Genomic DNA, 25,305 nt, shown 5'->3' with positions numbered 1-25,305 from the left:
GGGGTCCGGGTACGCCGAGCTCGGCGTACCCGGACCCCTTCCGCGGTGGACCGGAGTGACCGTCAGACGGTCGTGGTGACCGGGTCCTTGTCCTCGTCGGCGCCTCCGGAGCTGTCCGGTGCGCCGGCCTTGCGGGTGCGGATGTACTCCAGGAAGTGGTTCAGCTCGCGCTTGACGATCGGGGCGAGCAGGTAGAGGCCGATGATGTTGATGACGGCCAGCGAGAAGAGAACGGCGTCCGCCAGGTCGATGAGGGTCTGCAGGGTGAGCAGGGCGCCCGCGACGGCGAACACGGTGTAGACGACCTTGAAGCTCAGCTCACTGACCTTGCTGCGGCCGAACAGGTAGGTCCACGCCTTGAGGCAGTAGTAGCCCCACGTCAGCACGGTCGAGACGGCGAACAGCATGACCGCGAGGGTCAGGATGTACGGGAACCAGGGGAGCACGGTCTCGAAGGCGTCGGAGGTGATGGTGACCCCACCGATGGACTCGTCCGTGCGGGCCTTGGTCCAGCTGTCGGGGCTGGCGATGACGATGGTGAGGGCGGTCATGGTGCAGACGACCACGGTGTCGATGAAGGGCTCCAGCAGGGCGACCAGGCCCTCGCTGGCGGGGTGCTTGGTCTTCACCGCGGAGTGCGCGATCGGGGCGGAGCCCAGGCCGGCCTCGTTGGAGAAGGCGGCCCGCTTGAAGCCGATGATCAGCGCGCCGAGGATACCGCCGGCGACACCTTCGGGGTTGAAGGCGCCCTCGAAGATCGAGCCGATCGCGTCCGGGACAGCGGTGATGTTCACCAGGATGACGATCAGGCACCCGACGATGTACAGCGCAGCCATGGACGGGACCAGCCGACTGGTCACGGTGGCGATGGAGCGGATGCCGCCGAGCAGCACGATGCCGACGATCGCGGCCATCAGGAGGCCGAAGAACAGCGCGCCGGCGGAGGAGCCCAGCGCGCCGTCCTCGCCGCCCGCGACGGAGACGAGCTGCGCGTAGCTCTGGTTGACCTGGAAGAGGTTGCCGCCGAAGAGGCCGAAGAAGAGGATCATGGCCGACGCCAGGACCGCCAGCACCCGGCCGAGGATCTTGCCGTTCTTGCCGAAGCGCTCGGTGAGGCCCTTGGGCAGGTAGTGCATGGGGCCGCCGGAGACGGTGCCGTCCGGGTGCACGTCGCGGTACTTCACGCCGAGGGTCACCTCGACGAACTTCGTGGCCATGCCCAGCAGACCGCAGAGGACCATCCAGAAGGTGGCGCCGGGACCGCCGATGGAGACGGCGACGGCGACACCGGCGATGTTGCCGAGGCCGACGGTGCCGGAGACCGCTGCGGTCAGTGCCTGGAAGTGGTTGACCTCACCGTCCGACCCGTCTTCGTCGTATTTGCCCCGCACCACGTTGACCGCGAGCCGGAACTTGCGGATCTGGATGAAGCCGAACCAGGAGGAGAAGACCGCGCCGGCCACGACGAGCCAGGCGACGATCAGGGGGAGCTCGGTTCCGCCGATGGGAACGGAGTAGAAGACGATTTCACCCAGCTTGGTGGCAATGGGTTCGACGAAATCGCTGACGGAACTGTCAATGGAGTCGGTTATGGAATCGAGTGACACAGTGGTTACCACCTGTAGGGCGGGCCGGCGCATGGGAGACTGCGCCGCGGTGAGCGGACATGGAGCAGAACGCCGTCGTCCGATCGGCGAGGGGGAGGGAGTCGGTCCGCGAAGTCGAACCGCGATCGCCCTGGTTGTGCAGTTGATACCGGCAGTCCGCAGAGCCGGCATGGGGTGGAGCCGGTTACGGGATTGCGCTGTTCTAGCATGTTCATTGCGGATTCACACGTGATGTAAATCACATAACGGCGAGTAACTAATCAAATTGCCTGGGCGCGTGACGTGACCGTTATCCGGACACCTTCATCCTGTTATCGACTGACCATGGATTCGCGCGCCACAGCGTTCTCCCGCGGGGATGCTCGCGGCCCGCGTCCGCGCTCCCGCCGCTCCGGGCCCGAGAGGCCCGTTCCGCGGGGCCGATGGGACCCGCCCCGGGACCTGTGGCCCCTGTCCGGCGCCCCGCCCGGTGCCGATGCTCGCAGCAGCACCCGGAACGAGAGGGGGACGCCAGCATGTCCCGCAATGTGACCGTGGGCCTCGACGGCTCACCCGAGAGCCGTGCCGCCGCCGAGTGGGCAGCCCGGGAGGCCGGACGGCGCGGCCTGCCGCTGCGGCTCCTGCACGTGCGCGAGCCCGCCCCGGCCCCGCTCACGTACCCGCCCCCGGCGGCGGCCGCGGAGACCTTCCAGGACTGGGCCGACCGGATCCCCCGTGAGGCGGCCGACGGCATCCGGCTGCGCCACCCAGGGGTGGAGGTGGCCGTCGAGCTGCACGAGGGAGCGCCCGACGCGGTGCTGACCGCCGCTGCCGGGGACGCCGAACTGCTGGTGCTCGGTTCCCGTGGGCTCGGTGGGCTCGGTGGATACCTGGTCGGCTCCGTGGGGCTGGCCGTCGCCGCGCGGGTGGAGCGGCCGGTGGTGTTCGTGCGGGCCGGGGAGCAGGCGGCGGACGAGCACGCCATGGACCTTGCCGGTATCCCCTCCGCCGCGACCGGATTCCGCCCCGTCGTGCTCGGCCTCGACGCGGACAGCCCCGACGACACGGTGCTCGCCTTCGCCTTCGAGGCGGCGGCCCGCCGCGCCGCCCCGTTGCGGGCCGTCCACGCCTGGAACCTGCCCCTTACTACGTCTACGGCATGTCGGCGGTCCTCGGTCTGCACGAGGAGTTCGCCCGGCAGAAGGCCGCCGAGATCGCCGAGGCGCTGCGGCCGTGGTGCCGGAAGTACCCCGAGGTGGAAGTCCGCGAGGAGTCCCGGATCGGCAGCCCTGCGGGCCACCTCGTGGAGGCTTCCGGGGACGGCTCGTTGATCGTCGTGGGCCGCCGCACGCGGCACGGCCGGATCGGCACCCGCATCGGCTCGGTCACCCATGCCGTCCTGCACCACGCCGCCGTTCCCGTCGCCGTCGTCTCCCACGGCTGACGTATCGTCTGCCCCGCGCCCCGTTGCCGGACCGTCCGGCCGTCTCCACCGCCCGCGGGGGTGGCCGACCCGGGTACGGGATCCGGACGGCCGGTGCGTCGCGGGGCCACGGCCCGGCTCCTCCGGTTGGATCCGTTGTGGTCCCCTGCGGCGGCCGGCCGCGGGCGGCGGACGAGCACCGGGCGGGTGAGGCGGGATGAGTGCAGGCGGGAACCTCGGGGAGCGGACGGGAACCCTGCGGCGGGTGATGCGCGGCCGGGATCCCGGCGAGGAGCACCGTGCGGCCACCCCCCTGGAGCTGCTGTTCGACCTGACCTTCGTGGTGGCGGTCGCCCAGGCCGCGGCCGAACTCCACCACGCCTGGGCGGAGGGGCATCTGGAGTCCGGGCTCGCCGGGTACGCTGCCGTGTTCTTCGCGATCTGGTGGGCGTGGATGAACTTCACCTGGTTCGCCTCCGCCTACGACACCGACGACGTGCCCTACCGGCTGCTGACGCTGCTTCAGATGGCGGGCGCCCTGGTGCTGGCCGCCGGAGTGCCCGAGGCGTTCCAGGACGGCGATTTCGCGATCGTGGTGGCCGGCTACGTCCTGATGCGCCTCGCGATGATCGCCCAGTGGCTCCGGGCCGCCGCCGGGCATCCCGCGGGGCGCCGGAGCGCCCTGCGGTACGCGGCGGGCGTCGCCGTGGTGCAGTGCGGCTGGATCGCCCGGCTGTGGGCCACGGGCGCATGGGCACCGGCCAGCTTCGTCCTGCTGGTGGTGGCCGAACTGGCCGTGCCCGCCTGGGCCGAGTCCCGGGGCGGGGCCACCACCTGGCACCCCGGGCACATCGCCGAACGGTACGGCCTGTTCACCATCATCGTGCTCGGTGAGGTCATCCTCGCCAGTCTCACCGCCGTCCAGTCCGCCGTCACCGACCAGGGTCTGTCCGCCACCGTGCTGCTGATCGCCCTCGGCGGGCTGCTGCTGGTCTTCGCCCTGTGGTGGATCTACTTCACCGGCAGCGACGCCCGACTGACCACCCTGCGCACCGCACTGGTGTGGGGATACGGCCACTATGTGGTCTTCGCGGCGCTGGCAGCGGTGGGCGGCGGTCTGGAGGCCGCCCTGGACACGACCCAGCACCACGCGCACCTGACCGAGCAGGCCGCGGGGCTCGCGGTCGCCGTACCGGTGGTGATCGTGCTGCTCGTGCTGGGCGTGCTGCACCGGATGACCGGGACCGGAGCCGTCGGGCACGCCCTGCTGGTGGTGGCCGGTGCACTCGTGGTGCTGGGGCTGGGCTTCAGCCCGCCGGTGTTCGGCATGGGCGGCGCCGTCCTGGGCATGGGGCTGGCCGTCGCCGCGACGCTCACCGCCAACCTGGTGGTCCTGCGGTGGCGGGTGGGTGAACGGGGCTGAGGCGCCGCGCGGGTGGGCGGACACCACCGCCCCGGGCCGCAGGGGCGCCGTTCCACGCGGGCGCGTTCACCGGTCCGTGTGGCGGCCGGGAGCCGACGGGGCCGCACCGCGTGCCCGCCCGCGCCCCCTCGGAAGTGCGCCTTCTCGGATGTGCGGAGCCTCAGATATGCGGGACCACCGCCACCGGCGGCGTGGCATGGTGCAGGGCGGCCTGGGTGACCGGGCCCAGCCGGGTGCCGAGCGCGGGCCGCTGCACCCGTCGCCCGACCACCAGCAGCGACGCGTCGTCGGCCCGCTCGATCAGATGCCGCGACGCGTTCCCCGGCGCCGCCTGCTCGTCCACCGTGACCTGCGGGTACTCCTCCCGCCACGGAAGCACCGCGGTCGAGAGCAGCTGATGCTCCCGCCGCCCCAGCTCCGAGCGCTGGGTCTGGTCGATCATTCGCGGGCCGTAGGTGAAGACGGCGGGCAGCTTCCACACGTGGACCGCGCGCAGGCCCGTACCCCGCAGCGCCGCGGCCTCGAAGGCGAACTGCAGGATCGCCCGGCTGGGTTTGACCAGATCGAGCCCGACCACGACCGGCCCCGGGGAGGGGCCCACCCGCGGTGTCCGGCTCTGCCGTACCTCCTCGTCCTGGAACGAGGCGCGCACCATCACGACCGGGCACCGGGCCCGGGCGGTGACCTCCTGCCCGACCGAGCCCAGGAGGAAGCCGCTCGCCCTGCCCAGGGCCCGGGAGCCGAGCACGAGCAGCCGGGCGTCCTCCGTCAGCTCGACCAGCACATCCGCCGCCACCCCCGGCACGCTCAGCTGCTCCACGCGCAGACCGGGGTGGTGCTCGGCCAGCCGCTGCGCCGCCTCCCGCGGGACCCGGGCGATCCACTCGTGCTCCTTGTCCGGGTCGGCGGCCGACGCGTGGGGCTGCCAGCGCCACACATGGACCAGGCGGAGTCCCGTGCCCTGCCGCTCGGCCTCCAGCGCGGCCCAGTCGATCGCTGCCTGGCTCTCCGCCGACCCGTCGAAGCCCACTGCGATGGTGTCCGTCATGGATGACTCAGCCTCCGCCCTGCCGGATCCGCGATTGTGTACCTCCCCTCATAAGGAGTGAACCCGCTGCCGCCGCCGCCCGCACGGTGTGCCCGCCGGGTGGCGTGCCGTGGCTCCGCGTGTGCGCAGGCAGTCACAATGGATCCGCACCGGTGTAGTCCCTGCACTGCGCAAAAAGACCGAATGTGTTCGAGTCGAATGCCGGGCTGTACACGGCGGGGACGCCGCCCAGGTCCATCTGGGTGGTGATCGCTATGGCCATATTGTTTTCCGGCGCATATGTCGAGCTGAAGTTGGTGATCCACGGTCCGCCGCTGGCGCCGAAATTGAATGGATTTCCCAGCATTCTGATGAGCACTCCTGCAGGGCGACTGCAGCCCTCCACGGCGTACATGTCCTTGCCGCTGGCGCCGTAATTCTGGGGATACCCGACGCAAGTGCAATCCGCATGGAGATTGCAGCCTCGACAATCGAGTCCGAGCCATCCGGCGCCGCTTTGCTCCGCGGCCCTCAGGAACGCATAGTCGTAGCGCTCGTCCCCGAACGAGTTCCATTGTCCTGGAGTGTACTTCGCCTTGATCGCTATCTTCTGTCCGTAGGTGCCGATCGCCATACCCCAGGCGGATCGGTAAAACAATAGCTTGGTGAAATACACTCCGTTCTCGACTACATTATGCGCTGCGGTCATAATTACATTAGGGTGCCCAGTGAAAGCGGCGGACCCCCAATAGTCTTCTCCTGTCTGCGGGTCTGTGAAGAAGATGCGTCCGCAGTTCCAGAAGGGGCGCGTGTTGGGGTCGGTCTTGTAGGGAGTGCTCGAACTGAGACCGGTCGACATCTCTCCTGACGGGGCGAAGGCGTCCGACGTCCCTCCCGGAGTTGTGTCCTCTCGGTACTGCCCGACTTCGCCGGCCGGGACCACGCGGAGTGGCGCCGGACGTGCCTGGTCCATGCGCTCATCGGTCCAGTAGGTCAGCGTCTCCGTCATCTCCTCGTCGGAGACCGAAATCATCTCGTGCTGCATGTCACCCTCCACGCAATCTGCTCGATTCCGATCGAGGGTGGCTCGGGCGCCCTGTCTCCGCCAGCTCGCTGGTCCATTGCGGTGACACCGGGCCGGTGTCACCGAGGTGAGGCCGTCCGGCGCTTGACTTCGCCCGTCGCGATGGTTCCTCAGTGGCGTCGGCGTGGAATTCTCGGCCCTTGGGTGCTGTCCGTCTTCAGGCTGTCCGGACGTCGCGGCAGGTGGAGGCTGGTTCGCCATTTCCCGTGGCGTGACGACTCGTCGTGCGTCCGTCGCCGCCGGGAACGGGCACGTGGACAGGGATGATCACAGTGTCGGGGGAGGCGGGAATTCCGCCGTTTCGGAAGACGCAGGGGCCCGGTCGGGTCGCGACGGTTTCCACCACGCAGCCGAGCGCCATCTGAATGTCCCTTGCCGGCGTGTTTCCAGTGGCGGCGCCATACCCCTCAGGGCGAGCTGCGCGGCAGCGGAGCTTGTGTAGCCCCCACACCGCTCGACTCCGCGCTGGATCTCGTGGGCCAATCGTGCCGCCCCTTCCGGCGCACTGCGCAAACGGCCCGGCCAACCCCGCCGTCGGGAGAGGGGGCGCGGTGATCAAGGCGTCGGCCGATCTCCGCCGTCGGCGCTCGCACACGGGTCCCGATGGGGCTGTCTCCAGCGGGGCCGCTGCACATCCGCCGCCGCGACTCCGCTCTGAGCGTCAGGTGGTGCCTCGGCCGGGGTGAGGGCACCGTCCAGGGATCCCCGGCAGTCCGACTGCTGCGTCCGGCGTCGGTGGACAGTCGAGCGGGACCGCGGGAACCTGAAGACGTCCGGTATGCGAGGTATGGAGTTTTCCGGCCTGGGAGCGAACATGGCCCATTTCGTCACGGCGGGCACCGACGGAACCCCGGAGAGCACGGCCGCGGTCCGCTGGGCGGCCCGCGAGGCGACCGCCCGCGGCGCACCGCTCCAGCTCGTGCACGTGCAGGTCGCCGACAGCGCCCTGGACCAGCTCGTCGTCCCGGACGAGAGTGACGCGCCCCGCCGCCACACCGAGCAGGTCCTCCACGAGGCCATCGCCGAACTGTCGGCGGACTTCCCGGACCTGGCCGTCAGCACGAAGTCGGCGACCGGGGAACCGGCCCGGCTGCTCACCGAGCTGTCGGAGACCTCGGATCTGCTGGTCATCGGATCGCGCGGACTCAGCACCCTGGGGGGCTATCTGGTCGGCTCCGTCGCGCTGCCCGCCGTCGCCCACGCGCAGTGCCCCGTCGTCCTCGTCCGGGCCCGTGCGGGAAGCCCGCAGGCGGACGAGGCGCCCGCCGCGGACGCGGAGCGCGGTGCCGCGCGCCCGGTGGTGGCCGGCGTGGATTTGGGCCGCCCCTGCGACGAGGTGCTGGACTTCGCCTTCCAGGCCGCCGGGCGCCGCGCGGCACCGCTGGAGATCCGGCACGGCTGGGAGCCGCCCGCCTACTACGGGGCGCGCACCCTGCCGCGGGCGACCATGGCCCTGGACGAACTGCTGGCAGAACGCGCCGCCGCCGTCACCGCCGAGGTGCGGCCCTGGTGCGAGCGGCATCCCGGCGTGGAGGTCGATGTCCGGGCGTTCCTCGAACAGCCTGCGGCGCTGCTGGTCAAGGCCGCCGAGAACGCGGCTCTGCTGGTGGTCGGACGGCGGCAGCGCACCTCCCGCTTCGGCCCCCATGTCGGATCCGTGGTGCACGCGGTGATGCACCACTCCCGCACCCCCGTCGCCGTCGTCCCGCACACCTGATCCGCCGGCCGCGTGGCGGGCTCCGCGTCCGCGCACCGGCCGACCATGCGAAGCTGTCGCCTGTCGCCTGTCGCCTGTCGCCTGTCGCCCGTCGCCCGTCGCCCGGAGCGCCGGACCCGGCATCCGGGGTTCGGAACCGTACCGGGTCAGCGGGTGCGGATCCGGCGCCCGGTCACCTCGCCGGGCTGCACACGGACCCACAGCTCGCGCCGCCCGCCCGCCCACGGGGCAGCGCCCGGCCGGGAGGCGAGGTCCTCGAGCGTGCCGGGATCGGTGACATGCCGGGCGGTACCGGTGAGGAGGACGCTCCAACCGGTGCTGAGGCGCTCGTCGGTCCGGTCGACCTCGAAGGCCACCGCGGCCCCGTCCGCAGCCGCCGCCGGCCCGTCCGGCTCGGTCCGGTAGACCACGGTGCGGCCGTCCGCCAGGAAGTTGACCGGCAGGATCACCGGCGCGGGCCCGTCGGCCAGGCCGACCCGGCCCACACCGTGCGTGCCGAGCCGCCGCCAGCACTCGTCCTCCGACATCCGGCTCAGCTGCGGGCGGGCCGCGGCCGGCCGACGGCCCGGCCCGGGTTCCCGCGGGCCCTCCTTCAGCTCGTCGAAGGGGAGGTCGAGGACGGCGGCGAGGCGGATCAGGGCGGCCGGATCGAAGTCGTCGCTCAGGGACTCCAGCCGGTCGAGATAGGCAACCGACATGCCCGCACGGCGGGCCACCTCGTCCCGGGACAGGCCCAGTTGCTCGCGGCGCACGGCACAGCGGTTCGTGAAGGAGTCCTGGTGCGGGCCCGCGGCGTCCGCGCCGCTGCCGTCCGGCTCCGGCCCCTCGCTGTGCATCGTCCCCGACCTCCACCCCGCCGCCCGGCGCGGCGTGCCGTCTGCGTCTCGCGGCTCGTGAGCCGTCTGTTCCAGGTCAGCAGGGCGGCGCGAGCCGCGCCACCGGGGCGCCGCCGATCGGGTCACCGCCCCGCCACCTGCTCCCGGCGATCCCCGGTTTCCGCCCGGACCGGAGAGAGCTACCGCCGACGGCGGCGGGAAAGCAGGCGGCGACGTCCAGTGCTCCGGCCGGCGGGCCGGTCCCCGGTGCCCTGCTCGGCGGCCCGGGCGATGTTGCGGGCCATGCCCTCGAAGAGCACGGTGTGGAACGGGGCGACGCTCCACCAGTACAGATGGCCCGCCAGGCCGTGCGGGCGGAAGAGCGCGCGCTGCCGGTAGCGGGTACGGCCGTCCGCGGTCCGGTCGACGTACATCTCCAGCCAGGCCCGTCCGGGCAGCCGCATCTCGGCGCGCAGCCGCAGCAGCTCGCCCGGCCGCACCTCCTCCACCCGCCAGAAGTCCAGCGAGTCGCCGACCCGCAGCCGTCCCGGGTCGCGCCGGCCGCGGCGCAGCCCCACTCCGCCCTGCAGCCGGTCCAGCCAGCCGCGCGCAGCCCAGAGCGGGTCGAAGGAGTACCAGCCGTTCTCCCCGCCGATGCTCTCCACGACCCGCCACAGCGCGTCCGGAGAGGCGGACACCCGGCGGGCGCGCCGGTCGGTGTACAGAGTGCCGCCGGCCCAGTCGGGGTCCGTGGGCAGCGGATCGCTGGGGGCGCCGGGCACGGAGGCCGAGGACCAGCGGGTGGTCACCTCCTGGTCGCGGACCCGTCGCAGCGACAGCTCCACCGCGCGGGTGAAGGGCAGCGGCTGCTGCGGCGGTCCCGGGAGGTACCGCACGATGTCGTTCTCGCGGCAGACGACCTCGTGCCGCAGCGACTCGGCCAGTGGCCGTGCCACGGCGGGCGGCACGGGGGTGACCAGCCCGATCCAGTGGCTGGACAGGCCCGGGGTGAGTACCGGGACGGGAAGGATCAGCCTCCTGGGCAGCCCCGCCACGGACGCGTAGCGCAGCATCATGTCCCGGTAGGTGAGCACGTCCGGACCGCCGATGTCGAAGGTGCGGTTGAGACCGGCCGGCAGTGCCGCGGCAGCGACCAGATACCGCAGCACGTCCCGTACGGCGATGGGCTGGATCCGGGTGCGCACCCAGCTCGGGGTGACCATCAGCGGCAGCCGTTCGGTGAGATATCGCAGCATCTCGAAGGAGGCCGAACCGGAGCCGATGATGACCGCGGCACGCAGCACCGCCGTCGGCACGCCCGACTCCAGCAGGATCCGGCCGACCTCGGCGCGGGAGCGCAGATGGGGCGAGAGCTCCCGCTCGTCCACCCCCGCGGGTGCCAGCCCGCCGAGGTAGACGATCCGCCGCACCCCGGCCGTCCGGGCCTCCTCGGCGAAGAGGCGGGCGGCCATCCGGTCGGTCTCCTCGAAGCCGCTCCCGGTGCCCAGCGAGTGCACCAGGTAGTAGGCGACGTCGATCCCGCGCAGCGCGGCCGCGGTCGAGCCGCGGTCCGTGAGGTCGCCGCCGGCCACCTCGACGCGATCGGCCCAGGGATGGTCGCGCAGCTTCTCCGGCGACCGCGCCAGGCAGCGCACCGCGTATCCCGCGTCCAGCAGCCCGGGCACCAGCCGCCCCCCGATGTAGCCGGTCGCGCCCGTCACCAGGCACCGCCGCCCGTCCGCCGGCTGCTCCGCCATCCTCTGCCTCCACCTCGGCCGGTCCACGATCCCCACGCGCGGTACCCGCTGCGGCCCGCTTCCCCGCATCCTCCCGGTGACGGATACCCTCCGGAGCACGCGACACGTCTGCGGCGGCACCGGGCGGGCCGGTGCCGCCGCCCGGTGCGGGCGCCGGCCAATCCGCCGGGCGTCCGGCTCCGAAGCAGCGGTGGAGCTGTCGTGTCGAGAAGGGAAGAACGTGTCTCCTGTACGAGGCCGCGCACGCGGTGACCGTCCGGCCGGGCCGGGAGCGCCGGGGGTGAGGGCGGATGGATGAAGCCGCTGCCCTCGGGTCCCCCGCGGTGGGGCCCGTCGAGCTGGGTGACCTGTTGGTCCAGGTGGCGCGAGGCGATCAGGACGCCTTCGCCGCCATGTACGAGAGAGTGGTCGGTCCGGTGTTCGGGCTCGTGCGCTCCGTGCTGCGCGACCCCTCGCAGTCGGAGGAGGTCACCCAGGAGGTGCTGGTGGAGGTCTGGCGAGTGGCCGCCCGGTTCGACCCGGCCAAGGGAACGGCGATGACCTGGGTGATGACGCTCGCCCACCGCCGCGCCGTCGACCGGGTGCGGTCCGAGCAGTCCGCGAGCGACCGGGAGCTGCGGGCGGCGCAGCTCTCCGGCTCCCGCGACTACGACCATGTCGTCGAGCAGGTCGAGGCGCGGCTGGAGCGGGAGCAGGTGCGCCGCTGCCTGCGCACGCTCACTCAGATCCAGCGCCAGTCCGTGACACTGGCCTACTACAAGGGTCTGACCTACCGTGAGGTCGCCGAGCTGCTCTCCCAGCCGCTCGGCACGGTCAAGACACGGTTGCGGGACGGCCTGATCCGGCTGCGGGACTGCCTGGGGGTGCAGGGATGAAGACCGCGGAACTGCACACCCTCACCGGCGCCTACGCGTTGGACGCCGTCTCCGGGGACGAGCGGGACGAGTTCGAGAAGCATCTGCGCGCCTGCTCCTTCTGCGCCCAGGAGGTCGCCGAGCTGCGCGCCACAGCCGCCCGGCTCGGCCAGGCCGTCTCCGAGCAGCCCCCCGCGGAACTGCGCGAACGGGTACTGCGCCGGATCGGCGAGGTGCGTCAGGAGTCGCCGGGAGGCCGGGCGGCGGAGGAGGACGTCGCCGTCCGGGCGCCGCGCGGGCGGCGCCGGGCCTGGCACATCTGGGCACTCGCGGCGTGCGTCGCGGCCGCGGGGGCGCTGGGCGGGGTCGCCGTGTGGCAGCATCAGGAGGCCCAGGACGCGCGGCAGCGCAGCGAGCGGGCCCAGGACCGGGCCGAGGCCCTCGCGCGGGTGCTGTCCGCCTCCGACGCGAGAGCCGTCTCCGGCGGCGAACTGCCGGGCGGCGGCTCCAGCACCGTGGTCCTCTCGCAGTCGCAGAACCGGGCGGCCCTGGTGGTCTCCGGGATGCCGGCGCCGCCGAAGGGCAAGGTCTACCAGCTGTGGCTGAGCGAGGACGGCCGGATGCGCCCGGCGGGCCTGATGCATCCCGGCTCCGGCTCCGAAGCGGCCCTGCTCGAAGGGAAACTCGACGGTGCCTCCGGCATGGGGGTCACCGTCGAGCCGGACGGGGGCTCCCCGCAGCCCACCTCCGAGCCGGTGATGCTGGTGGACTTCCCGGCGTGATCCGCCGCGGGCCCGGACCGCCGTGCGCGCGTTGCCCGCGGCACGGCGGTCCGCCCGCCGTCTCTTCTTCCGGGGCCGGAGGGGGTTCCCGCACCCGCACCCGTGGCACCGGGCGGTGCCGGAGGCACGGGACGGATCGTCGTGTCCCCGCGCCCCGCACCCCGCGCGCCGGCGCGGGGTGCGGAGGCGGTCAGCTCCTTCCGCCGGCCGTCCGCCGTGGCGGCCGGGGGAGGAAGCCGCTGGTGCGCGCCGCGTAGGCCGCGTAGCCGGGCCGCTCGGCCATGTGCTGTTCCAGCAGGCGCTTTCCACTGCCCACGGTCAGCAGCGCACTCATCAACAGCGGGGAGACGAGCACCGCGAGGGCCGTCGCGCCGTCGGTCACCGCCACGAGGTACAGACCCCACCACACGCAGAAGTCCCCCGAAGTAGTTCGGGTGCCGTGTCCACGACCACAGCCCCCGGTCCATGACGGTGCCCCGGTTCTCCGGCCGGGCGGTGAAGCGGGCCAGTTGGGCGTCCCCCACGGTTTCGAAGAACATCCCGACCAGCCACACGGCGCACCCCGCCCAGGCGAGGGGACCGGGCGGGGTGTGTGCGTACTGCCCCGCCTGCACGGGGAGGGACACCACCAGCACGAGTGCGCCCTGCAGCAGGTAGACCTTGCGCAGCGCGTAGGCGTTCCGGCTGCCCGGTGCCTTGTCGAGCATGCGCGCGTAACGCGGGTCCTCGCCCTTGCCCCGCCCCCGGCCGGCGATGTGCCCCGCCAGCCGCAGTCCCCACACCACGGTGAGAGCGGTGACCAGCGCCCGGCGCGTCGGATCGCCCTCGCCCGCGGAGAACCCGCACGTGGTGAGCGCCACCGCCGCGAACGCCAGTCCCCAGGCGACGTCCACGATGCGGTGGACGCCCTTGCGGAGGGCGACGGCGAAGGTGAGCAGCATGACGGCGGCCACGGCGGCGACCGTCGCCCACACGTCCCCGCCCAGCGCGGACCAGTCGGTGCCGCCGGTCATGACCACGTCCCCCACGTCCCCTCGTGCCCGCCCAGCGGGTTCGCGCCCAGCCCGCTGCGGCCGTCCTCGTCCGGCCGGACGGCGAGGATCTGGTCGACGCCCATCCGCCGCTCGGCGAAGGCCAGCCGGCCGCCCGCCAGATACAGCCGCCACAGCCGTGCCGTGGGGGCTCCGACCAGGGCCGTGGCGGCGTCCCAGTGTGCTTCCAGGGTGTCGCGCCAGGCGTCGATGGTGTGCACGTAGTGCTCCCGCAGCGAGGTGGCGGCACGGACCTCCAGGCCCGCCTCCTCCAGCAGCGCGACGGTCTCCCCGAGGGGCCGCATGTGCATGTCGGGGGCGATGTACGTCTCGATGAACGGTCCACCGCCCGGTGCGTCGGCGCCCCGGGACATCTGCTGCACCAGCAGCCTGCCGCGCGGAGCGAGCGCGTGCCGCAGTCGCGCGGCGAAGTGCGGGTAGGCGTCCGCACCCACGTGCTCGCCCATCTCGACGGTGGCCGCCGCGTCGAATCCGCCGTCGGGCAGGTCGCGGTAGTGGCAGTGCCGCACCCGCACCCGGTCCTCCAGCCCGCGGGCCCTTACGCGCTCCCGGGTGTGGCGCGCCTGCTCGGCGGAGAGGGTCACGGCAGTGACCTGCGCCTGGAAGTGCTCGGCCGCGTGCACCGTCAGCGAACCCCAGCCGCATCCCATGTCGAGCAGCCGGGCCCCGGGGCGCAGCGCCAGTTTGCGGCAGATCAGATCCAGCTTGTCGTACTGGGACTGGGCCGGCCCGTAGCCCTCGGTGCCGGGCAGCTGCCTCCAGTAGCCGCAGGAGTAGGCCATCGTCTCGTCGAGCAGGAGCTCGTAGAAGTCGTTGGACAGGTCGTAGTGGTGGCTGATGGCGCTGCGGTCCCGGGCCACGCTGTGCAGCGTGCCGCCCTGCCTGGCGCGTCGGCCCGGCGGGCGCGGCGGCGGACCGACCGCGCCGAGCCGCACCAGCAGCGCAGCCGCCTCCGCCCACTGCCGGGCCGTGAGCCGCGGCCGGCTCAGACCGCGCGCCCGCGCGGCCTGCCAGAGGGCGGCGAGTGCGTCCGCCGGGTCGCCCACGACCTCCAGGTCGCCGCTGATGTAGGCGTCGGCCAGACCGAGTTCGCCGGGCTGCCACAGCAGCCGCCGCAGCGCCGTCCGCGAGCGCAGGACGACCAGCGGGGCGCCGGAGGGTCCGGCCTCGCTGCCGTCCCAGGCCCGCAGCCGGAACGGCAGTGCGCCGCCGAGGAACTCCTCGGCGACGGCGGCCAGGCGCTGTGCGGCGCCGGTACGGGAGACGAGCTGGATCACGGTGCGGTGGCTCCGTCCTTGATGAAGAGCAGTTGCTGGACGTCCAGGTACCCGGTGCGGAACCCGGCCTCCGAGTAGGCGAGGTAGAGATCCCACATGCGGCGGAAGACGGCGTCGAAGCCGAGCGCGGAGACCTCCGCCGTGTGCTCGGCGAACCGCTCCCGCCACAGCCGCAGGGTCTCGGCGTAGTGCGGACCGCGCCGGTCGTACCGGGCCAGGCACAGCGCGGTCTCCTCGTGGGCGATGCGGGTGAGTGCCTCGCGGGAGGGGATCAGCCCGCCGGGGAAGATGTATTTGTGTATCCACGTCCAGGTGTTGCGGGTGGCCAGCATCCGCTGGTGCGACATGGTGATGGCCTGGAGCGCGGCCCGGCCGCCGGGTACCAGCAGCCGGTCGAGCGCACCGAGGTAGACCGGCCAGTGCTCCGCGCCGACGGCCTCGATCATCTCCACGCTGACGACGGCGTCGAAGGACCCCCGCACCTGCCGGTAGTCGTGCAGCCGGACGGAGACGCGGTCGCTCAGTCCGGCCTCCTCGACCCGGCGCCGGGCCACGTCGAGCTGTTCCTGGGAGAGGGTGACGCTGACCACCTCGGCGCCTCTGCGGGCGGCCCGCAGCGCCAGTTCGCCCCACCCGGTACCGATCTCCAGCAGCCGGGTGCCGGGCCCCACGTCGGCCAGGTCGAGCATGTGGTCGACCTTGCGGCGCTGCGCGGGAGCCAGGGCCTCCTGGTCGGCCGGCAGGCTGCGGAAGAGGCCGGCGGAGTAGCTGAGGGTCTCGTCCAGGAAGAGGGCGAACAGCTCGTTGGACAGGTCGTAGTGGTGGCTGATGTGGGCGCGCGAACCGGCGACGGTGTTGCGCTCGGCGGCGGGCTTGCGCGGCGCCCACAGATGGCGCAGCCGCTGCAGCGACGGGGGCAGCAGCCGGTCGGCGTGCTCGGCGAAGACGGACAGCAGACCGACCGGGTCGGGTGTGTCCCACTCGCCGGCCATGTACGACTCACCGAACCCGATCAGTCCGAACCGGCCGACGCGGCGGTGGAAGGCGGTGGGGTCGTGCAGTTCCATCAGCGGTCCGCCCCGCCCCCACTGCTCGCCGCTCGGAAGCCGTACGCGCAGCGGCAGCTCGCCCAGGGCCCGGCGCAGCAGGCGCTGGGTGACTGCTGTACGCATCCACGAGGAGCGCGGCACCGCGGCCACGTCGGGCCATCGGACAGGGTCCACGCTGTGCGTGGAGGGGACGGCGGGGGAGGCGTGTAGGGTCAAGACAGTCCTTTCTGTCGGGAATTTCGGGGACGGGGGCGCACCGGCAGCCCGCGCAGCCACAGGCGGATGCCGTGCAGCCGGATACCGGCCGTGGTGGCCGCGGTCGGCCAGGGGTGGCGGACAGCGGTCCGCAGCAACTGCCCGGCCGTCCCGGGCCGGTGCCGCCCGGTGACGGTGGCGACGAAGGAGGTGTCGTCCCCGTGCCGCAGCTGCACCCCGAGCCGCAGCCGGTCGCCCGGTTCGGGCAGCCGCATCCGGTAGACGCCGTCCACGGCGAAGAACGGCGAGACGTAGAAGTCCTTGGGGACCTCGGCGCGGCCCTCCGGGTCGGGGTGCAGCAGATAGCAGTGCCGCTCGCCGTAGGTGTTGTGCACCTCGGCGACGACGCACTCCGGCGACCCGTCCGCGGGCCGGCACCAGTAGAGGGTGAGCGGGTTGAACACGTGGCCCAGGACCCGGGCGGAGGTCAGCATGCGCACCCGGCCGCCGCCGAGGGCGATGCCGTGCGCGGTCAGGAACCGGTCGAGTCCGGCGCGGATGCTCGGCGCGGTACCGCCGAAGTGGTCCCGCGCCTCGAACCGGGCCAGGCCGCGCAGCGGCCGCGGCAGCCGGGGCGGACGCTCCGGGTCCACGAACCACAGATAGGTGCCCTGGCGGAAGGAGTGGCGCAGCGGGCGGAGCCGGGTGTGGGAGATCACGCATCGGTAGAGGGCCGGTGTGCACGCCTCCCGGCGCGCCGGTGCGCGTCCGTCCGGCAGGCGGGCCGAGGTGCGCCCGGTCACCAGCGCACGCCCAGGGAGCGCGCCGCGGCGACGCCGGAGCGGCAGCCGTCCTCGTGGAAGCCCCAGCCGTGCCAGGCGCCCGCGTACACCACGGGTCCGCTCTCGAGCTGCGGCAGCCTGCGCTGCGCGGCGACCGACTCCGGTGTGTAGACGGGGTGCTCGTAGACCATCCGCGCCAGCACCCGGCCCGGGTCGATGTGCTCACCCTCGCCTAGGGAGACCACGTACCGGTCCGGCGCCGCGAGGTGCTGCAGCCGGGTCATGTCGTAGCTGACCCGTACCCGGCCGGGCGGTGCCGTGCAGTCCGGCATCCGGTAGTTCCAGCTCGCCCCCGCACCCGGTGAGCGCGGCAGCACCGTGCTGTCGGTGTGCAGCAGTGCCGGGTTGCGGGACCAGCGGAAGGCGCCGAGCACCCGCTTCTCGTCCTCGGTGGGCCGCTCCAGCACCCGCAGTGCCTGGTCCGCGTGGACGGCCAGGACGACCTTGTCGTAGTGGTGCTCGTGACCGTCCGCGGTGACGATCTCGGCCCCGGCGCCCCCGGTGGAGTGCCGGCGTACCGCGCGGACCGGCGCCGAGGTGCGGATGTCGGGCAGTTCCTTGGCGATCCGCTGCACATAGGTGTGCGAGCCGCCGGTGACGGTGCGCCACACCGGTGAGCCGCCGATGCCGAGCATTCCGTGCTGGGACAGGAAGCGGAAGAGATAGCGCGCCGGGTACTGCAGGGCGGTGTCCGGCGCGCAGGACCACACGGCCGAGACCAGGGGCGCCAGGTAGTGGGAGGTGAAGTAGGGGGAGAAACCGCCGCCGCGCACGAAGGCGCCCAGGGTCTGCGGAGAGCCGCCCGCCGGCAGGTCGTCCTCCGCGGCCAGGGTCCGCAGGGCCCGCCGGTGGAAGACGGGGATCTCGGTGAGCATCCGCAGATACCGGCCGCGCAGCAGGTGCCCGGGGCGGGGGAACAGCCCGCCGGGCCCTTTGGCCCCGGCGTACTCCAGTCCGCAGCCCCGGCACTGCACCGACATGCTCATCTCCGACTCCTGCGTGGTCACGCCGAGTTCGCCGAACAGCCGGGTGAGCAGGGGATAGGTGCGCGTGTTGTGGACGATGAACCCGGAGTCCACGGGCAGCGGGCGGCCGTCCGCGGTGACGACCTCATGGGTGTGGGTGTGCCCGCCGAGCCGGTCGTCGGCCTCGAAGAGGGTCACCTCGTCGGTGGTGCGCAGCAGCCAGGCCGCCGTCAGTCCCGCGATCCCGCTGCCGATCACGGCCGTCCTCCGCCGCTGTGCCGCCATGCCGCTCCCTTCCTCGTCGCGCGTGTGGGCGCTCGTCCGGACACCACCCGGGCCGGGTAGCCGAATGGGATTCGAAGCTGTGCGCGGGGCGGATTGGCCCGGACGGGGAAATCCGCACCCTGGCGTCAGCTCCCGGGAAAAGATTCATTCTTTTCGCGGGTCGACCAATCCACCGTGCTCCGGGACCCGAAGCAGGGGCGTGAGTGAGACGGAAGAGACCTCGGCCGGCGGGCAGCATCCCGCATCGCCGCGCATGCCCACCGCGCGGGCGGCCCGTGCGGGGCTGGCGGGACTGTGCGGCCTGCTGGCCGGCTACGCCGCGCTGGCGGTCGCCGAGTTGGTGGCCGCGGCCGTGCGGCCGCGCAGCGGCCCGCTGGTGGTCGTGGGCGGCGCGGCGATCGATGCGACGCCGACTCCGGTCAAGGACTGGGCGATCCGCACCTTCGGCAGCGACGACAAGTTCGTCCTCCAGCTCGGCATGGCCGTGGTGCTGGCGCTGTGCGCGGCGGCCCTCGGTGTCGTCTCGCTGCGGTACCGGAGGGCCGGCGTGGGCGGCGTGCTGCTGTTCGGCGTCGTCGGTGCCGTGACCGCGCTCGGCCGCCCCGAGGGGGAGTACACCGATGTGGTGCCCTCCTTGGTGGGGGCGGTGGCCGGAGCCGCGGTGCTCCACCTTCTGATCGCCTTCCTGCGCGGGGACCCGGACGGCGCCGGCCCGGTGCTCGCCGGTCCGGTGGGACGAGTGGCTCCGACCGGCCGCCGCGGCTTTGTCCTCGCCGCGGGGGCGGTGGCCGTCACCGCGACCGGTGCCGGCTGGCTGGGCCGTTTCCTGGGGGCCGCACGCGGCGCCGCGGCGGAGGCGTCCCGGGAGGCCGTGACGCTGCCCGCGCCTGCCTCCCGCGCGGCTCCCGTGCCCCGGGGTGCCGAACTCCAGGTGGCGGGGCTGGGTGACTTCATCACCTCCAACTCCCGCTTCTACCGGGTGGACACCCTGCTGCGGGTCCCGCGTCTGACCACCGGGGACTGGAGCCTGCGCATCCACGGCGAGGGCGTGTCCCGGCCGGTGACCCTCGACTTCGCCGCCCTGCTCGAACGCGGCCTGATCGAGCGGGACATCACCATGACCTGCGTCTCGAACCAGGTGGGCGGATCCTACGTCGGCAACGCGCGCTGGCTGGGCGTCCCGCTGGCTCCGCTGCTGCGCGAGGCGGGGGTCCGTCCCCCGTCCAAGGGCGGGCCTGCCGACCAGCTGGTGGCCCGCTCCGAGGACGGAATGACCCTCGGCAGCCCGGTGGAGACCGTCATGGACGGGCGCGACGCGATGCTCGCGGTGGGCATGAACGGCGAGCCGCTGCCCTTCGAGCACGGCTTCCCGGTGCGCATGCTGGTCCCGGGCCTGTACGGCTATGTGTCGGCCTGCAAGTGGCTGCGCGAGCTGGAGCTCACCCGCTTCGAGGACATGGACGTCTACTGGGTCAAGCGCGGCTGGGCCCGCGAGGCGCCCATCAAGATCCAGTCCCGTATCGACACCCCCGGGCCGCTCGCCGACGTCCGCTCCGGCAAGGTCGCGGTGGCCGGGGTGGCCTGGGCGCAGCACCGCGGCATAGCCCGTGTTGAGGTCCGGGTGGACGACGCGCCCTGGCGGACCGCGCAGTTGGCCGAGGAGGACAGCCAGGACACCTGGCGCCAGTGGCTGTGGGAATGGGACGCCGAACCCGGCTCCCACACCCTCCAGGTCCGTGCCACCGACAAGAAGGGCCGCACCCAGACCGCGGACCGGGTCGGCACAGTTCCCGACGGTGCCACCGGGCGCCACTCGGTGGTGGTCAACGTGACCTGAACCGCTCGTCGCACGCGCCGGATCCCTCCGGCGCCGGGCGAATCCCGCGGGTCACGCCCGTGATCCGCATCCGCAACCGCACCATCATCCACGTAGGAGTGAAGAATGAACCGCAATCGCACCCGTCACGCTCTGCTGGCCGCCACCGCCGCCCTCGTGCTTCCGTTCGGGCTGGCCGCCTGCGGCAGTGACGACAGCGGTGGCGACAAGTCCGAGGGGAGCAAGAGCGAGCAGAAGCAGAGCGACAAGAGCGAGAAGAGCGACAAGCAGGACAGTGGCGATGACATGGCCATGGACACCTTCGGTCCGGCCTGCGCCTCTGTGCCCGAGACCGGCAAGGGCAGCTTCAAGGGCATGGCGCAGGACCCGGTCGCGACTGCCGCTTCCAACAACCCCGAGCTCTCCACGCTGGTCTCCGCCGTCAAGAAGGCCGGACTGGTCGACACCCTCAACAGCAGCGAGAACATCACCGTGTTCGCGCCGACCAACGACGCCTTCGACAAGATCCCGAAGGCCGACCTGGAGAAGGTGCTCAACGACAAGAAGATGCTGACCAAGGTGCTGACCTACCACGTGGTCGGCAAGCCGCTGGGCAAGCCCGAGCTGAAGGACGGGGAGTACGCGACCCTGGAGAAGCAGAAGCTCACCACCAAGGGTTCCGGGGACTCCTACACGGTCAACGACGACGCCAAGATCGGCTGCGGCAACGTGAAGACCGCCAACGCCACCGTCCACATCATCGACACCGTGCTGATGCCCCCCAAGTAAGTCCCCCGCCGAGCCGGCGGCGTTCCGGATGACTACGGCGGGTACCCGCACGGCCGTCACCGTGGGGGTACCCGCCGTTTTCGCGCGGCGCCAGAGGCCGTCCGGGCCGGCGCCGCTGCCCGGAGGTGCTCAGCCGATGCCGGGCAGTGCGGCGAGGGCGGCGTCCAGGCGCCTGGTGGCCTCCGAGGCCACGGGCTCCAGCGCGGGCAGCCCGGTGAGGGTGACCATGGTGCCCGGGTCCAGTGCCTGCGCGACCGTACGGTCGCCGTCGCGCCGGACGACCACGTTGCACGGCAGGAGCAGGCCGATGCTGCGGTCCGCCGCCAGCGCCTGCCGGGCCAGGGGCGGGTTGCAGGCGCCGAGGATCAGGTAGTCCTCCATGTCGTGGTCGAGTTTCGCCTTCAGCGTCGCGCGGACGTCGATCTCGCTGAGGATGCCGAACCCCTCCTCCGCGAGCGCCGCGCGGACGGCGGCCACCGCGGTGGCGAAGTCGGCGTCGAGAGTGACAGTGCGGTCGTAGGGCACGGGAACTCCTCGGCTGGGTCCGGCGGGGTGCGGTGGTCTCCTTGTATCCCACCGGGTCCCCGGGTGGAGCGCGAGGACACGCCGACCGGCCGCGGGCGTCGGGCGGTGCCGGGGAGCGTGGCCGGCGCCTCAGGCCAGGGAGAGGAAGAGCTTCTCCAGGCGGGCCCGCAGCTGTTCGCGGTCCTCGCCCTCGGCCAGGTCCGTATCGGTCAGGCAGTGCTGCAGACCGGTGGCGATGATGGCGAAACCCGCCCGGTCCAGCGCCCGGGAGGCGGCCGCGAGCTGGGTGACCACGTCCTCGCAGTCCCGCCCTTCCTCGATCATCCTGATCACTCCGGCGATCTGCCCCTGCGCCCGGCGCAGCCGGTTGACCACGGCCTTGAGCTCCTCGGCCGCCATCGACAGTTCCACGGCAACTCCGTTCCCCAACCCCGTCCGATACCCCTCCAGGTATTCTACCCGGGGGAGCGGCCTGGACGAAGAGTGACCAGGTCGTCGCACTCGTCCCGGCTGCCCCGCGGCGCCGCCCCCACCGGAGGCCCCGGCACGGTCCGGTCGACCGTCTGTTTCACCCGTTCGGACTACGTTCGGATGCGGCTGACGGTGGCACTGGTCCAATTGAGGGCGAACCGCAAGAGCGGAGGGGAGCCGCGTCAGGGCCTGCGCAGCAGGCACGCGACTGCTGTCGTCAGCACCTGCACGGATGGCGTTTCCTATGGACAGTCTGAAGATTCTGCCACTGGCCATCACCATGATGGCGGGACCTCAGATCATGTCGGCCGTCATTCTGGCCACGGCGCAACGGGCCGTGCGGGTCTCCCTGGGCTTCGTGACGGGAGTGCTGATCGCCACGTCGCTGGGCGTGGCGATCATGCTCGGGATCGCCACGGCGCTGGGCGGCGCCGTCGACTTCGGAAGCTCGGGGGACAAGAGCTCCGTCGGCCGGGTGATCCAGTACGTGCTGGTGGCCCTGCTGATCCTGGCCGCGCTGCGGAACTGGCGGAAACGGGAGACCGTCGAGCCGCCGAAGTGGCTGCACGCGCTGATGTCGGCCGACACCCGGAAGGCGTTCGAGACGGGCCTGCTGGTCGTGCTGCTGATGCCCTCCGACCTGATGGTGATGCTCACCGTCGGCGTCCACCTGGACCAGGGCCACAGCTCGTTCGTCGACGCGCTGCCGTTCATCGCCCTCACCACCCTGGTCGCCGCCACCCCGCTGCTGCTGCGCGTCCTCCTGGGCCGTCGGGCCGCGTCCGCGATGCCCGGCCTGCGCGACTGGATGAACAACAACAGCTGGCTGGTCAACATCATCGTGTGCCTGCTCTTCGTCGTACTGATCCTGGCGTGACATCCGAGTCGGCCGCACCGGCCGAGCAACCGAGGAGTACTCATGACACAGGCTGTGAAACACCCCGCATCGCACCGGGAGCCGCTGGCGGCCGGTATAGCGACGTTCGCCGCGGTGATGCTCGTCATCGGCGGGGTGCTCGGCATCCTCCGCGGCATCATGGCCATCGCCAACGACAGCGTCTTCGTGAACACGCCCGACTACGTCTTCGAGTTCAATGTGGAGGGCTGGGGCTGGATCCATCTCGCGCTCGGCATCGTGGCCCTGATGACCGGGCTGAGCCTCTTCAGGTTCACGCTCTGGGCCCGGGTCGCCGGAGTCGCCATCGCCGGTCTGCTCCTGGTGAGCAGCTTCCTGTCGCTGCCCTACTACCCGGTCTGGTCAGTCGTGCTGATCGCCCTCTACGGATTCGTCATCTGGGCGCTGTGTGTCGCCCGGCCCGAGTCCGCCGACGCGCCCTGACGAGGCGGCCGGCCGGTCCGCTTCCCGCTCCCGCAGCACCGTGAGGTCCAGGAAGTGCGCGGAGCAGGAGATGCAGGGGTCGTGGTTGCGGACGGCGCGCTCGCACAGCCCCGCCAGTTCGGCGTCCGCGGCCTCCCCGCGGGCCAGCCGCTGCTGGACGAGCAGGCGCAGCTCCTCCTCGACGGCACCCTGGTTTTGCGAGGTGGGCGGGACGAGGCTCGCATCGGTGACCAGCCCGTCCCGGTCGAGGCCGTAGCGGTGGTACAGCAGCCCGCGCGGCGCCTCGGTGGCCCCGTGGCCGGTGCCCGCCCGCGGTGCGACCTCCTCGGCGGCGCGCGCGGGCGGCTCGTAGCACTCGATCAGGCGCAGCGCCTCCTCCACGGCGTAGAGGACCTCGACCGCGCGGATGACGATGCTGCGGAACGGGTTGCGGCAGACCTCACCCGACGCCGGATCAGGCAGCCCGGCCGCCCGGGCTGCCTCCCGCACCGCGGGAGGCAGCAGATGTCCGCTGACCGCGTACCGGGCCAGTGCTCCGGTGAGATGCCGGCCGCCGTCCAACCGGGCCTGCAGCGCAGTGGAGTGGGGCACCTGCTCCTCGACGACATGCGCGCCGAACTCGGCGAGCGGGAACGACCTGCGCCGCTCCTCACCCCCGTACGGCAGCACGGTGGGGACACCGCGCTCGATGGCGTAGGTGCCCGGTTCCGCCAGGGCGAACAGATCGGCACGGCACTCCGCTTCGGGGAAGTCGAAGCCGGCCACCCAGGCCACGGCGGCCAGCGCGTCCTCTCTTGCACGCGCCAGCCGCTCGGCCAGCGGGCGGAGTTCGGCCCGCGAGGGGACCCGGTGGAAGCCGCCGACCCGGACGTTGACCGGATGGACGGAGCGGCCCCCGAGGACCTCCAGAATGCTGTTTCCCGCCTGCTTGAGCCGCAGCCCCCGCTCGATGGCCGCGCGGTGCCGACGGGACACCTCCAGGGCGCTGTCGACCCCGAGGAAGTCGGGCGCGTGCAGCAGATGGATGTGCAGACTGTGGCTCTCGATCCACTCGCCGCAGTAGAGCAGGCGCCGCAGCGCGGCGAGCTGTCCGCGCACGGCGACACCGCACGCGTCCTCGATCGCGTGGCAGGCGCTGGTCTGGTAGGCGACCGGGCAGATCCCGCACACCCGCGAGGTGAGGTCCGGAGGTTCGGTGTACCGGCGGTTGCGCAGAAACGCCTCGAAGAACCGGGGCGGTTCGTAGATGCTCAGCCGCGCCTCGGTGACCCTGTCGCCGCTGACGCGCAGCCGGAGGGCGCCCTCGCCCTCGACGCGGGCGAGGCGCCCACGCTCAGTACCCGTGTACCGCTTTCCGCCATGGCTGCTCCGTCCTTCTTCCCGGCCGCCCGGGGTGCGCCGACGCGTGCCCCGGGAGACCGGCTGTCGTGGGGCGGGACGACTGCTCAGCCGTCCTCCTCCAGTACGCCGGGCGGTTCGAGCGCGGCGAAGTCCTCGACGTTGTAGGTGTGCAGGAAGCGCACGATGTCCCCGTCGCTCATCCCGTCGCTGCGCAGCAGCGGGATCATGGCGGGCAGGTTCGTGGAGGCGGACGGCCCGAAACACCCGTAGCAGCCGCGTCCGTAGGCCGGGCACAGGGCACCGCACCCGGCGTGCGTCACCGGCCCCAGGCAGGGGATGCCGCGCGCGACGGGCAGGCAGGTGGTGCCGCGGCGCTTGCAGGCGAAGCACACGCTGTGATCGGGGATGTCCGGGCGGCGGCCGGCCAGGAAGGAGGTGATGACCTCCAGGAGCTGCCCCCGGTCGATCGGACAGCCCCGAAGCTCGAAGTCGACGGGCACATGCGCCGAAATGGGCGTGGACGTGGCGAGGCTCTCGATGTACTCGGGCTCCGCGTAGACCGTCGCGCGGAAGGCGTCGCCGGCCGCGGAGTTGCGCAGCGCCTGGATGCCTCCCGCCGTCGCGCACGCGCCGATCGTCACCAGGTGGCGGGACTCGGCGCGGATGCGGCGGACGCGTTCGAGATGCTCGGGAGTGGAGACCGAGCCCTCGACCAGCGCGAGCTGGTAGGGCCCGGGCCGGACGTCGCTCGACGCCTCGGCGAAGTGCGCGATCTCCAGCTCGGCCGCCAGGGGGAGCAGTTCCTCCTCGCAGTCCAGCAGGGTCAGTTGGCAGCCGTCGCAGGAGGCGAACTTGAAGACGCCCAGGCGTGGGCGCTCGGACCCGGTCATC

At 72.4% G+C, this 25,305-nt stretch carries 21 protein-coding genes and 2 pseudogenes; 9 read left to right on the top strand and 14 right to left on the bottom strand.

Features of this window, described 5'->3' with window-relative positions:
* Nucleotides 1–62 precede the first annotated feature (62 nt).
* Nucleotides 63–1,607: an alanine/glycine:cation symporter family protein gene (locus A949_RS0126075; RefSeq protein ID WP_019358991.1), complete on the bottom strand. Its 1,545-nt coding sequence runs from the start codon at nucleotides 1,605–1,607 to the stop codon at nucleotides 63–65.
* A 515-nt stretch (nucleotides 1,608–2,122) separates the two neighbouring features.
* Between A949_RS0126075 and A949_RS34640 the strand changes: the two are divergent.
* Both A949_RS34640 and A949_RS0126060 read left to right on the top strand, forming a co-directional pair.
* Nucleotides 2,123–3,030 (top strand): annotated as a pseudogene (locus tag A949_RS34640) (universal stress protein).
* Between the two features lie 196 nt (nucleotides 3,031–3,226).
* The gene (locus tag A949_RS0126060; RefSeq protein ID WP_037707744.1) at nucleotides 3,227–4,432 is read left to right on the top strand and encodes a low temperature requirement protein A; all 1,206 of its coding nucleotides are present in this window, start codon (nucleotides 3,227–3,229) and stop codon (nucleotides 4,430–4,432) included.
* 160 nt (nucleotides 4,433–4,592) lie between these two features.
* Here the strand turns inward: A949_RS0126060 and A949_RS0126055 are convergent, their stop codons facing one another.
* Together A949_RS0126055 and A949_RS0126050 are read right to left on the bottom strand one after the other, a co-directional pair.
* Nucleotides 4,593–5,480 (bottom strand): universal stress protein, encoded by an 888-nt coding sequence (locus A949_RS0126055; RefSeq protein ID WP_019358987.1) that lies wholly within the window; start codon nucleotides 5,478–5,480, stop codon nucleotides 4,593–4,595.
* A gap of 133 nt (nucleotides 5,481–5,613) precedes the next feature.
* Nucleotides 5,614–6,504: a trypsin-like serine peptidase gene (locus A949_RS0126050; protein WP_019358986.1), complete on the bottom strand. Its 891-nt coding sequence runs from the start codon at nucleotides 6,502–6,504 to the stop codon at nucleotides 5,614–5,616.
* Between the two features lie 853 nt (nucleotides 6,505–7,357).
* On the opposite strand from A949_RS0126050, the gene A949_RS0126045 reads away from it, so the two are divergent.
* The gene (locus A949_RS0126045) at nucleotides 7,358–8,260 is read left to right on the top strand and encodes a universal stress protein (RefSeq protein WP_026005044.1); all 903 of its coding nucleotides are present in this window, start codon (nucleotides 7,358–7,360) and stop codon (nucleotides 8,258–8,260) included.
* 146 nt (nucleotides 8,261–8,406) lie between these two features.
* Here A949_RS0126045 and A949_RS0126040 read toward each other — a convergent pair whose 3' ends face one another.
* Nucleotides 8,407–9,096, bottom strand: coding sequence for a pyridoxamine 5'-phosphate oxidase family protein (locus A949_RS0126040; RefSeq protein ID WP_019358984.1), 690 nt, complete (start codon nucleotides 9,094–9,096; stop codon nucleotides 8,407–8,409).
* 179 nt (nucleotides 9,097–9,275) lie between these two features.
* Complete coding sequence (locus A949_RS34635) at nucleotides 9,276–10,832, bottom strand: SDR family oxidoreductase (RefSeq protein WP_019358983.1); 1,557 nt, start codon at nucleotides 10,830–10,832, stop codon at nucleotides 9,276–9,278.
* A gap of 290 nt (nucleotides 10,833–11,122) precedes the next feature.
* Between A949_RS34635 and A949_RS0126030 the strand changes: the two genes are divergently transcribed.
* Entirely contained in the window at nucleotides 11,123–11,707 is a 585-nt protein-coding gene (locus A949_RS0126030) for a sigma-70 family RNA polymerase sigma factor (protein WP_019358982.1), read from the top strand.
* Complete coding sequence (locus tag A949_RS0126025) at nucleotides 11,704–12,468, top strand: anti-sigma factor (protein WP_019358981.1); 765 nt, start codon at nucleotides 11,704–11,706, stop codon at nucleotides 12,466–12,468. Before A949_RS0126030 ends, A949_RS0126025 begins: the two co-directional genes overlap by 4 nt.
* A gap of 190 nt (nucleotides 12,469–12,658) precedes the next feature.
* Here the strand turns inward: A949_RS0126025 and A949_RS34630 are convergent.
* The 5 genes and pseudogenes from A949_RS34630 to A949_RS0126000 all read right to left on the bottom strand — a co-directional run bounded on the left by A949_RS34630 (nucleotide 12,659) and on the right by A949_RS0126000 (nucleotide 18,133).
* Nucleotides 12,659–13,481: pseudogene (locus A949_RS34630) on the bottom strand (DUF1295 domain-containing protein).
* Nucleotides 13,478–14,797 carry an SAM-dependent methyltransferase gene (locus A949_RS0126015; protein ID WP_019358979.1) on the bottom strand — a complete coding sequence of 440 codons (1,320 nt, stop codon included), beginning with the start codon at nucleotides 14,795–14,797 and terminating at the stop codon, nucleotides 13,478–13,480. Before A949_RS0126015 ends, A949_RS34630 begins: the two are co-directional and overlap by 4 nt.
* Complete coding sequence (locus A949_RS37335; RefSeq protein ID WP_019358978.1) at nucleotides 14,794–15,996, bottom strand: class I SAM-dependent methyltransferase; 1,203 nt, start codon at nucleotides 15,994–15,996, stop codon at nucleotides 14,794–14,796. The genes A949_RS0126015 and A949_RS37335 overlap by 4 nt, the downstream gene beginning before the upstream one ends.
* 62 nt (nucleotides 15,997–16,058) lie before the next feature.
* Nucleotides 16,059–16,820: a DUF1365 domain-containing protein gene (locus A949_RS37330; protein ID WP_051019649.1), complete on the bottom strand. Its 762-nt coding sequence runs from the start codon at nucleotides 16,818–16,820 to the stop codon at nucleotides 16,059–16,061.
* Nucleotides 16,821–16,840: 20 nt separating this feature from the next.
* Entirely contained in the window at nucleotides 16,841–18,133 is a 1,293-nt protein-coding gene (locus A949_RS0126000) for an NAD(P)/FAD-dependent oxidoreductase (RefSeq protein WP_019358976.1), read from the bottom strand.
* A 253-nt stretch (nucleotides 18,134–18,386) separates the two neighbouring features.
* Here A949_RS0126000 and A949_RS0125995 point away from each other — a divergent pair, with 253 nt between their 5' ends.
* Nucleotides 18,387–19,970, top strand: a complete 1,584-nt coding sequence (locus tag A949_RS0125995) for a molybdopterin-dependent oxidoreductase (RefSeq protein ID WP_037707794.1) — start codon at nucleotides 18,387–18,389, stop codon at nucleotides 19,968–19,970.
* A gap of 105 nt (nucleotides 19,971–20,075) precedes the next feature.
* A complete protein-coding gene (locus tag A949_RS0125990) occupies nucleotides 20,076–20,738 on the top strand; it encodes a fasciclin domain-containing protein (RefSeq protein WP_019358974.1) in 663 nt (220 codons plus the stop codon).
* A 129-nt stretch (nucleotides 20,739–20,867) separates the two neighbouring features.
* On the opposite strand, the gene A949_RS0125985 is transcribed toward A949_RS0125990, so the two are convergent.
* The gene (locus A949_RS0125985; protein ID WP_019358973.1) at nucleotides 20,868–21,263 is read right to left on the bottom strand and encodes a DUF302 domain-containing protein; all 396 of its coding nucleotides are present in this window, start codon (nucleotides 21,261–21,263) and stop codon (nucleotides 20,868–20,870) included.
* Between the two features lie 129 nt (nucleotides 21,264–21,392).
* Nucleotides 21,393–21,674, bottom strand: coding sequence for a metal-sensitive transcriptional regulator (locus A949_RS0125980; RefSeq protein WP_019358972.1), 282 nt, complete (start codon nucleotides 21,672–21,674; stop codon nucleotides 21,393–21,395).
* A gap of 304 nt (nucleotides 21,675–21,978) precedes the next feature.
* On the opposite strand from A949_RS0125980, the gene A949_RS0125975 reads away from it, so the two are divergent.
* Together A949_RS0125975 and A949_RS0125970 are read left to right on the top strand one after the other, a co-directional pair.
* Entirely contained in the window at nucleotides 21,979–22,611 is a 633-nt protein-coding gene (locus A949_RS0125975; RefSeq protein WP_019358971.1) for a GAP family protein, read from the top strand.
* 42 nt (nucleotides 22,612–22,653) lie between these two features.
* Entirely contained in the window at nucleotides 22,654–23,073 is a 420-nt protein-coding gene (locus tag A949_RS0125970) for a DUF7144 family membrane protein (protein WP_019358970.1), read from the top strand.
* Here the strand turns inward: A949_RS0125970 and A949_RS34625 are convergent.
* On the bottom strand, nucleotides 22,993–24,363 hold the full coding sequence (locus tag A949_RS34625; protein WP_078565541.1) for a Ni/Fe hydrogenase subunit alpha: 1,371 nt from the start codon (nucleotides 24,361–24,363) through the stop codon (nucleotides 22,993–22,995). The genes A949_RS0125970 and A949_RS34625 overlap by 81 nt on opposite strands.
* Nucleotides 24,364–24,518: 155 nt before the next feature.
* On the bottom strand, nucleotides 24,519–25,304 hold the full coding sequence (locus tag A949_RS0125960) for a hypothetical protein (RefSeq protein ID WP_019358968.1): 786 nt from the start codon (nucleotides 25,302–25,304) through the stop codon (nucleotides 24,519–24,521).
* Nucleotide 25,305: the final 1 nt, after the last annotated feature.

Source organism: Streptomyces sp. AA1529 (genome assembly GCF_000280905.1).
GTDB lineage: Bacteria > Actinomycetota > Actinomycetes > Streptomycetales > Streptomycetaceae > Streptomyces.
This window is presented reverse-complemented; position numbering and strand designations above follow the sequence as displayed.

Coding starts and splice junctions, on each gene's coding strand:
- A949_RS0126060 (WP_037707744.1), top strand. CDS start 3,227: ATGAGTGCAGGCGGGAACCTCGGGGAGCGGACGGGAACCCTGCGGCGG.
- A949_RS0126055 (WP_019358987.1), bottom strand. CDS start 5,480: ATGACGGACACCATCGCAGTGGGCTTCGACGGGTCGGCGGAGAGCCAG.
- A949_RS0126050 (WP_019358986.1), bottom strand. CDS start 6,504: ATGCAGCACGAGATGATTTCGGTCTCCGACGAGGAGATGACGGAGACG.
- A949_RS0126045 (WP_026005044.1), top strand. CDS start 7,358: ATGGCCCATTTCGTCACGGCGGGCACCGACGGAACCCCGGAGAGCACG.
- A949_RS0126040 (WP_019358984.1), bottom strand. CDS start 9,096: ATGCACAGCGAGGGGCCGGAGCCGGACGGCAGCGGCGCGGACGCCGCG.
- A949_RS34635 (WP_019358983.1), bottom strand. CDS start 10,832: ATGGCGGAGCAGCCGGCGGACGGGCGGCGGTGCCTGGTGACGGGCGCG.
- A949_RS0126030 (WP_019358982.1), top strand. CDS start 11,123: ATGGATGAAGCCGCTGCCCTCGGGTCCCCCGCGGTGGGGCCCGTCGAG.
- A949_RS0126025 (WP_019358981.1), top strand. CDS start 11,704: ATGAAGACCGCGGAACTGCACACCCTCACCGGCGCCTACGCGTTGGAC.
- A949_RS0126000 (WP_019358976.1), bottom strand. CDS start 18,133: ATGGCGGCACAGCGGCGGAGGACGGCCGTGATCGGCAGCGGGATCGCG.
- A949_RS0125995 (WP_037707794.1), top strand. CDS start 18,387: ATGCCCACCGCGCGGGCGGCCCGTGCGGGGCTGGCGGGACTGTGCGGC.
- A949_RS0125990 (WP_019358974.1), top strand. CDS start 20,076: ATGAACCGCAATCGCACCCGTCACGCTCTGCTGGCCGCCACCGCCGCC.
- A949_RS0125975 (WP_019358971.1), top strand. CDS start 21,979: ATGGACAGTCTGAAGATTCTGCCACTGGCCATCACCATGATGGCGGGA.
- A949_RS0125970 (WP_019358970.1), top strand. CDS start 22,654: ATGACACAGGCTGTGAAACACCCCGCATCGCACCGGGAGCCGCTGGCG.
- A949_RS0125960 (WP_019358968.1), bottom strand. CDS start 25,304: ATGACCGGGTCCGAGCGCCCACGCCTGGGCGTCTTCAAGTTCGCCTCC.